We start from the raw sequence: 9,199 nt of genomic DNA, 5'->3' as shown, positions 1-9,199 counted from the left end.
AAGTGAGACTCTCAGTAATAAGATTCCAGAATTGGAATAGGATGATGAATTTAAGTTTCTCCCTTTCAGGGGATCCCGAAATTCGGGACGAAGGACAGAGGGGTGTTTTTATCCCGGTACAAGAAAAAACAACTAAGGCAAAACTGAGGGCCTCACTTGAAGTGAGACTCTCAGTAATAAGATTCCAGAATTGGAATAGGGTTTAAGAAATTGAAATTCTCCCTTCTTGAGGGGATCCCGAAATTCGGGCCGAAGGACAGAGGGGTGTTTTTATCCCGGTACAAGAAAAAACAACTAAGGCAAAACTTGAGGGCCTCACTTAAAGTGAGACTCTCAGTAATAAGATTCCAGAATTGGAATAGGGTTTAAAAAATTGAAATTCTCCCTTCTTGAAGGGATCCCGAAATTCGGGACGAAGGACAGAGGGGTGTTTTTATCCCGGTACAAGAAAAAACACTAAGGCAAAACTGAGAGTCTCACTTCAAGTGAGACTCTCAGTAATAAGATTCCAGAATTGGAATAGGGTTTAAGAAATTGAAATTCTCCCTTCTTGAGGGACTCCCGAAATTCGGGACGAAGGACAGAGGGGTGTTTTTATCCCGGTACAGAAAAAACAACTAAGGCAAAACTGAGAGCCTCACTTGAAGTGAGACTCTCAGTAATAAGATTCCAGAATTGGAATAGGATGATGAATTTAAGTTTCTCCCTTTCAGGGGATCCCGAAATTCGGGACGAAGGACAGAGGGGTGTTTTTATCCCGGTACAAGAAAAAACACTAAGGTAAAATTGAGGGCTTCACTTTAAGTGAGACTCTCAGTAATATGCAAAGCAAAAACAACAAACAGAACTAAAATAAACAATCATGATCAGCGATTTAAAAGGAACCTTTTCTCAAATCAGCAATAACAACAAACGATCAGCCATTCGTGAGATTTTGAAATTGACACAAAATCCGGAAATTATTTCTTTTGCAGGCGGATTGCCGGCACCGGAATCTTTTCCTGTTGATGCGTTGGACAGCATTGTTTCGAATATGCTGCGTGAAGAAGGAGCCGCCGTATTGCAGTACGATGCTACCGAAGGTGTTACTGAGCTAAGAGAATTGCTTTTAAAGAAATATCAGGATGAAGGCGTAGAATGTTCTTTGGATAATATGATTATTACCACCGGATCGCAGCAAGGACTGGATCTGGTAGGAAAAGTTTTTGTGAACCAAGGCGATGTTGTGATCTGTGGTTTGCCTTCTTACTTGGGCGGGATTGGTGCGTTTCAGGCTTACGGCGCAAAAATGGCAGGTGTGCCAATGGATGAGCACGGCATGAGTGCCGAACTTCTCGAAGCCAAATTGGAAGAACTAAAGCAGCAGGGTATCAAGCCAAAGTTTATTTATGTAATTCCTGATTTCCAAAATCCAACAGGAATTACCATGCCCGAATCGCGCCGTTTGGAGATTATTGCATTGGCTCATCAATACGATGTGCTGATAGTAGAAGATTGTCCGTACCGCGAAGTACGGTTCGAGGGGAAACATCAACGTTTAATGTATGAGTTGGACAATGATGATCATGTATTGACTTTGGGAACATTCTCAAAAATATTTGCACCGGGATTTCGTATTGGATGGGTTTTAGGACCAAAAGATGTGAATGAGAAAATTGTGATTGCCAAGCAATCAGCAGATTTGTGTACACCAACTTTCGTACAGAAAATTGCCATTGGCTACATGAAATCGGGTTTGTTCGAAACCAACCTGCAAAAAACCATCGATCTGTATCATCAGCGCAGGGATGTGATGCTGGAGCAGTTGGAAAAACACATGCCTGAAGGGGTGAAGTGGACGCGTCCGGAAGGTGGCATGTTCCTGTTTATTACTCTTCCTGAGCACATGGAAGCCTTGGATCTGTTTCACAAAGCCATTGAGAAAAAGGTAGCCTTTGTCACCGGAAATGTATTCTATTGCGATGGTGGCGGACACAATACCATGCGCCTAAATTTCTCATACGTGAACAACGAAAAAGCCATTGAAGGTGTAAAACGTTTGGCCGGGATTGTGAAAGCGGAAATGTTGGTTGAGGCCTAATATAATTTGAATGCATTGCTTAGGGACACGACATGTCGTGTCCGTTTTGTTTGTCGATATGATTGGTTTATACGATTGAATTTGAATTAACATGGTCATGACATGTCATGACCCTACGTTTTTCGACAAAATAATAATTGAATTGCCTGAAGGGCATATATAAAATAGCCCGGGGCAACGCCCCGGGATGGTTTTGATAACGGAAATCTGTCGCGACAGATTGGTTGATAAGAGGAAGAATATTGTTCCGCGACGAAAAATATCTGGTTCAATTAGTAGCAATATTTATTTGCATCTGACTCTGTCAGGAGCTTTGCACTCTGACAGGTCTAATTGATACAATGATTTAGTTTTATATTGTATATCTCATTCAAATTTTTTTAAGTAATTTTTCGGCAAATTTAACGATCCACTCTCATGAAGTTAATATCCTCTGCCTGTCCGCGAAATTGTTACAGCACCTGCAGCATAAAAATTCGGGTAGAAAACAATACAGTCACAGACATTGAACCCCATACTGAAAATCGGGCAACACCCGAAGGACCTTGCATTAAAGGTTTGGCTTATGTGGAACGAGCCAATTCCAAAAGCCGGATTTTGTATCCGCAAAAGCGGGTGGCTGAAGGAAAATACGAACGAATTTCCTGGGAGGAAGCTTTGGATACCATTGCTGAAAAACTGACTTATTGCAAAGATAATTTCGGTCCTCATTCCATCCTGTATTTTGCATCAAGCGGTATGTCAGGATTGTTGAATGGGGTTAGTACCAACTTCTGGAAATTATTCGGAGGAGCTACAACCACCTATGGTAATTTGTGCTGGCCTGCGGGACTGGAGGCAACCCGATTGACTATGGGAGCCAACAAACACAATGCTCCCTGGGATCTGGAACATGCCAAGCTGATTGTTTTGTGGGGAAAGAATCCTGCTGAGACGAACATTCAGGAGATGATCCCTATCGAAAAAGCTCAGGAAAAAGGAGCGAAATTCGTAGTTGTTGATCCACGAAGAACACCATCTACCGAACGGGCCAACTCTTTGTTTCAGGTAAAATCGGGAACAGATGCGGCCTTGGCATTGGGATTGGCGCGGGAAATCATCAAAAATGATTGGATCGATCATGAATTTATAGAGAATAATGTATTGGGTTTCGAGCCGTTCAAAAAGCGGGTAGAAGCTTACACCATAGAAAAGGTATCGCAGATTTGCCGGATTTCCGAAGATGCCATTCGCAACTTAGCCAAGCAGATTGGAACGATTAAACCCATGACTCTGATTCCGGGTTATGGCTTGCAGCGATACGAAAACGGTGGCCAGACAACCCGTTGTTTATTGGCCCTTTCGGTGATAACAGGAAACATTGGCAGGAAAGGCGGCTGTTGGCATTATGCCAATTTGCAAAGCTATGTTTTCGATGATCTAAAAGAGCCGGAATCCTACTTTCCGGGTTGTGAACATCCTAGTTTCCGCAGAAAAATATCCGTAGCCAAATTGGGCGAAGACTTACTGAATATCAAGGATCCGGAAGTGAAATTCATTTGGGTGGAGAGAGGGAATCCTCTTTCGCAAAATCCGGATACCAATTCCATTCGCAAGGCTTTTCGCAAAGCGGATTTTCGGGTGGTGGTAGAGCAATTCATGACCGATACGGCTTACGAGGCAGACCTTATTTTACCGGCCAAGAACATGTTCGAACAATCGGATATCATAGGTTCGTATTGGAATCCGTATGTACAGCTGAAACAAAAAGTACTGGAGCCTGCCGGAGAGGTGAAGCCCGAAACAGAAATCTATTACCTGTTGGCCAAGCGTTTGGGAATGGATGAGGCGGCAATCAGCAAAAACATTCCGGAACCAACCGATGAAGCCATTGAAGAATATTTGAATGGATTCTTAACAAATTTTCCGGAATTGAGTTTAGAGGCATTGAAAAAGGGGCCGCAATTGGCCAATTCTTTCGAGGAGATTCCCTTTGCAGATCATCAGTTCCCGACTCCATCGGGTAAAATAGAATTGTACAGCGAACGAGCCAAGGAGCTTTGGGGAATCGATCCACTGCCGGAATATGTACCCTTGCCGGTTCAAAAGGAGTTTCCTTTGCAGTTGATTTCACCCAATTCCAAGAACAGAATTCACTCTCAGTTTGGAAATTTGGAGGTCATCAAACAATTCGAACCGGAAGCTTATTTGTACGTTCATCCGCTGGATGCTGAAGCAAAAGGAATTGCAAACAGGGAGAAGGTTGAGATTTACAATCATCAGGGAAAAGCAGAAGTAAGAGTGCAATTCGATTTGGGTTTGCGACAGGGAAATGTGGTTCTCACCAACGGACATTGGGCCATAAATGGTGCCGCGCCTAACCTATTCACTACGGGGAAAGAAACAGATATTGGGCACGGAACTGCCTTTCACAATACGTGGGTAGATATTAAGAGAATTAAGAATTAGTAATTATGAATCAATTGCGTCCTAAACGTTTTTTGAGAATAAGTATTAATTACTTCTTTTATAAAAATTTACAGCTCGTGATAATCTTAAGGGGTACAATTTAAGTTAGGTATTTGATTGGCATCTTTTTTAAAGAGCTTTCGTTTTAGTTCAAACCTTTAGTAAGACCGGGAAGCTGAGAACTTGTTCGAAGATCGCCCGTACGCACTTAGGTTTGAATTAAATGAGGAAGTTTTTTAAAAAGCAGCCTTGAATTTCTTTGCTTCGTTTCTTGTTTCAAGACAAGAAATGATGTCGGGTTTGGGCGGAAAGCCCAATTGTTAAAATCAATTAGGACAATATTGATTATGAATTAATAAAAAGTTCCTAAAGTTGATAATTGTTTAAAATATCCCAGAGGGATTCAACATGAATAACCATGGGTGAAACCCGTGGTATATAGTAGGTGTAAATCAATCGTCGCAATGGTAAAGCTTAATAATGGATGTGTTGCTGTATGCGACGAAATATAAGGATCTTTTACTATAAAATGGAAGTAAAATAATATGGAAAAGAATGCATTCATATTTAATACGAATAAATGTGTTGGCTGTATGGCTTGTGTTGCCGGTTGCAGTATAGAAAACGGCACCGGTTTACAAGTAAATTGGCGCAAGGTAAACTGCCACAACAATTTGAAGCATCCAAGTCTGCCGGTCTTTCATTTTTCCTTGGCCTGCAATCATTGTGAAGATGCACCCTGCATGAAAAATTGTCCGGCGCTGGCATATACCCGCGATGAAAAAACAGGAGCCATTATTCATCATGTCGAAGCCTGTATTGGCTGTAAATACTGCACCTGGGCTTGTCCGTACGATGCCCCAAAATTTAATGAAAGCACTAAGATTGTTGAGAAATGCAATTTTTGTGTCGATCGAATTTCAGAAGGGAAACGTCCGGCCTGTGTTGAGGCTTGTCCGGTTGGCGCCTTGGAATTCGGACAGAAAGAAATAACTGAAGAAGATTATATCACCCCGGGTTTTGTTAACATTGGTATCAAACCATCCATTCAGATGATTCCCTTGCGCGAAGAGCATACAACACCAGCAATTGAAAATTTAGATGCGGTGGAAATTAGCAGTGAGAAGTTGGAAAGCTATCTGCCAAAAGCGGAATCGAAAGTTTCTCTCGACAAAGAATGGACCTTGGTGCTTTTTACTTTGGCTGTTGCCGGATTGGTAAGTTGGCAGGCGGCTCATTTGTTTGGAAAAGTTGAAATGTCATTGATTCCTTTTGCGATTGTCTCTGTACTGGCAATTGCACTAACATCTCTGCACATTGGTAAAAAGTTACGCATGTGGCGGTTCATTTTAAATCTGAAAGGATCGTGGCTGAGTCGTGAGATATTTTCTTTCTCTGCCTTTTTGGGATTAACAGGATTGCAATTGGTAACAGATAATAGTTATATCGGCTTTGTGGCTTTTGCTTTTGGAATTTTCAGTCTGATCTCGGTAGATATGGTCTACAAATTCATGAAGCGAAGAGATGAATTGGTTTTACATTCGGGAATGGTGAGTTTAACAGCTGTTCTGTTATTCGCTTGGTTACAAGAAGTTTCAATTCTAGTTGAATTAATTATCCTTACAAAAGGAAGTTTATACTTTTGGAGAAAAACTGTATTAAAGAAAAAAGGAATCAAGTATTTTCCGATACTCTCATTGGTGAGAATTCTTTGTTTATTGCTGCCCTATATATTATTGGATCTTGAAATGGTAATGGTTTTACCAATTTCTCTGATCATTATTTTTGCAGGAGAAATAATCGACAGATCGGAATTTTACCACGAATCGGATATTGTAACACCAATGGGTGAGTTAAATGACTTACTTAAGGAGAAAGGAACTGCATAATTGCAATTGTTGAGCGTTCTCCCTTTAAGGGGAGATGTCCGAAGGACAGAGGGGTATTTTAAAGTTTTATTACCCCAAACCCCTACTTTTTGATCTAAGCAAAAAGTAAGAGCCTAACGACTTGAGTGAAAATTTAAATAACATACGTCAAACCACAATACAATGAAGAAAAAAGAAATCAACGCATCGCATACGCCGCTTTACCGCGAAGCTGGCTTTAATCTGCAAAATTCGAAGCGAACCCAAGAAGCTTTTGCCGCTGAATTGAATCATGCGCACGAACCGGATGATTATATCTATTCCCGATATCGTAACCCGACTGTGGTAGCGGTTGAGAAACAGATTATGGAATTGGAAGAATGCAATTGGGCATTGTTGGTGGAAACCGGAATGGCGGCCATTGATGTTGCAGTTTCTGTTTTTCAGAAAGGAGCAGCAACCCGTCCTTGGTTATTTTTTCATGAGATTTACGGCGGAACCAATTCATTTATCGATACGGTGTTGATCAAACGTCGAAATTTGGATGTGCACCGCTTTTATGCAAAAGAGGGTCTGTACGATTTTGTGGAATTGGAGCGCATGCTGGCCGAAATTCAACCAGAGTTTTTGTATTTCGAAGCCGTTTCGAATCCCATGCTGATTGTTGCCGATGTAAAACGTATTATGGAATTGGCGAAGCAATACAGTGCCAAGATAATTGTAGACAATACATTTGGAACGCCTTACTTGTGGAAACCACTTTTAGATGGAGCTGATCTGGTGATTCATTCAGCAACAAAATACCTGAGCGGACATGGAAATATTACCGCCGGGGTTATTTGCGGTAACGATGAGGAGCTGATGAAGGAAGCCATTGAATACCGAAAATGGGCAGGTCATTTCTTAAGTCCGGATGATGCTTACCGGTTGGGAACGCAGGTAAAAAGTTTCGAATTGCGTTTCCGGAAGCATTGCGAAAATGCAATGGAATTGGCTGAATATTTAGAAAATCATCCAAAAATAGGAGAGGTTTTGTATCCAGGACTGGAATCTCATCCAACCCGAAAAGAAGCTGTGGTTTTGTTTGGCGATAAAGGTTTTGGCGGCATGTTAACTTTCGATATCAAAGGAATTTCCGATGAGGACAAAAGAGAGAAATGCAATCGCTTTATCGCAGCTTTGGAAGATACAATTCCATTGGTACCAACATTGGGTGAAGTAGATACTATTTTATTACCTGTAGAACCTGTTTGGGGGGCAAAATATCCCTTGCCTGGCGTTATTCGATTATCGGTAGGAATTGAAAATATCGAAAAGTTAAAAGGCTGGATAGGTGAAGCTTTAGATAATTTATAAGAATCACTATCTTTATCGTACTAAAATTATTTGATGTTTAAATGTAAGAAGGATTTGGTGGGGTAAATAACCTGAGGTTCTCAGCCTGGGGTTATCCTTTTATTTTACTCAGACATAATCATGTCTGAGGTATTTTCATATCTATATAGTAACAAGAGCTTGAAGTTTGGCAAGAGATGTATTATCTTCTTGTCATTACTTTCAGCATAATAAATTTAAACATCATGAGTGACGAAATTAAATCAATTCACGAGTTCGACCTTAATATAATTTGCGAGTATTATTCAGGTTTAGAAAGACAAGGGCCAGGTAGTCCTGAAATTACAACTAAAGCACTAGGTTTTATTGACAATCTTACTGAAGAATCCAATATTGTTGATATTGGTTGCGGAACTGGTGGTCAAACAATGGTTTTGGCTCAGAATGCATCAGGAAATGTAAGAGGAATAGATCTTTTTCCCACTTTTATTGATCTGTTCAATTCGAATGCCAGTAAACTCAATCTTCAGGATCGTGTAAAAGGGATTGTAGCCTCTATGGATGATCTCCCTTTTCAGCAAGAAGAAATGGACTTGATTTGGTCAGAAGGAGCCATTTATAATATCGGTTTTGAACGTGGACTTAGGGAATGGCGTAAATTTTTAAAAAAAGGAGGGTACGTTGCCGTTTCGGAAGCATCATGGTTTACAGATGAACGACCAGCTGAGATAGAAGAATTTTGGGAGGATGCTTATCCTGGAATAGACACCATTCCAAATAAAGTGAAACAAATGCAGGAAGCGGGATATGTTCCAGTAGCTTCATTTATTCTACCTGATGAATGTTGGATCAAACACTTTTACGAATTACAGGACGTAGTTCAGGAAGAGTTCTTGAAAAAGCATGCGGGCAATAAGGCCGCCGAAGGTTTCATCGCAAATCAACGGCATGAAATGCAACTGTATTACAAACACAAAGAATTTTACGGCTATGTATTTTATATAGGAAAGAAAATTTAATTGAATGCGAGGAATGTTCTTTTAGGGGACATTCCTCTTTTAATAACGTCTCTGGAGGAAACAATTCCATTGGGACCAACATTGGGCGAAGTAGATACCATTTTATTACCTGTAGAGCCTGTTTAGGGCGCAAAATATCCCTTGCCGGGAGTTATTCGATTATCAGTGGAAATTGAAAATATCGAAAAATTAAAAGGCTGGATAGGTGAGGCCTTGGGGAAAATGTAATCCGTAGGGACACGCCATGGCGTGTCCCTTTATTTTAGATATCTCTTTAATGGTTTGTGATATGCCAATTTAATTTCAAAAGTATCTTTAAATAAAATAGAATAACATAGCCGGGTTACGTTGCATCTTTTTTTAACGAAGATATAGTTGAAATGAAACATTTTATAAAATCAGTTTTGATGTTAGTTTGGTATTAAATAGTAAGGACTTACAGTTTTTAC

6 protein-coding genes are annotated in these 9,199 nt (G+C 40.5%); all 6 read left to right on the top strand.

The window, feature by feature from the left end; translation table 11 throughout:
* A partial coding sequence (locus tag GQR60_RS20085) for a hypothetical protein (RefSeq protein WP_225441374.1) occupies window positions 1-206 on the top strand: 206 nt, incomplete at its 5' end.
* 656 nt (window positions 207-862) lie between these two features.
* On the top strand, window positions 863-2,080 hold the full coding sequence (locus GQR60_RS09130; protein WP_124992618.1) for an aminotransferase-like domain-containing protein: 1,218 nt from the start codon (window positions 863-865) through the stop codon (window positions 2,078-2,080).
* 417 nt (window positions 2,081-2,497) lie between these two features.
* Window positions 2,498-4,528, top strand: a complete 2,031-nt coding sequence (locus GQR60_RS09125; RefSeq protein WP_124992617.1) for a molybdopterin-containing oxidoreductase family protein — start codon at window positions 2,498-2,500, stop codon at window positions 4,526-4,528.
* Window positions 4,529-5,073: 545 nt separating this feature from the next.
* Window positions 5,074-6,417: a 4Fe-4S dicluster domain-containing protein gene (locus tag GQR60_RS09120; protein WP_124992616.1), complete on the top strand. Its 1,344-nt coding sequence runs from the start codon at window positions 5,074-5,076 to the stop codon at window positions 6,415-6,417.
* A gap of 162 nt (window positions 6,418-6,579) precedes the next feature.
* Window positions 6,580-7,752 carry a trans-sulfuration enzyme family protein gene (locus GQR60_RS09115; protein WP_124992615.1) on the top strand — a complete coding sequence of 391 codons (1,173 nt, stop codon included), beginning with the start codon at window positions 6,580-6,582 and terminating at the stop codon, window positions 7,750-7,752.
* A 224-nt stretch (window positions 7,753-7,976) separates the two neighbouring features.
* Entirely contained in the window at window positions 7,977-8,750 is a 774-nt protein-coding gene (locus GQR60_RS09110; RefSeq protein WP_124992614.1) for a class I SAM-dependent methyltransferase, read from the top strand.
* Window positions 8,751-9,199 lie beyond the last annotated feature (449 nt).

Origin of the sequence: Labilibaculum euxinicum (assembly GCF_009795715.1) — a bacterium.
Lineage (GTDB): Bacteria > Bacteroidota > Bacteroidia > Bacteroidales > Marinifilaceae > Labilibaculum > Labilibaculum euxinus.
The sequence above is the reverse complement of the archived record's forward strand: the minus strand, read 5'-3'. Positions and strand labels throughout refer to the sequence as shown.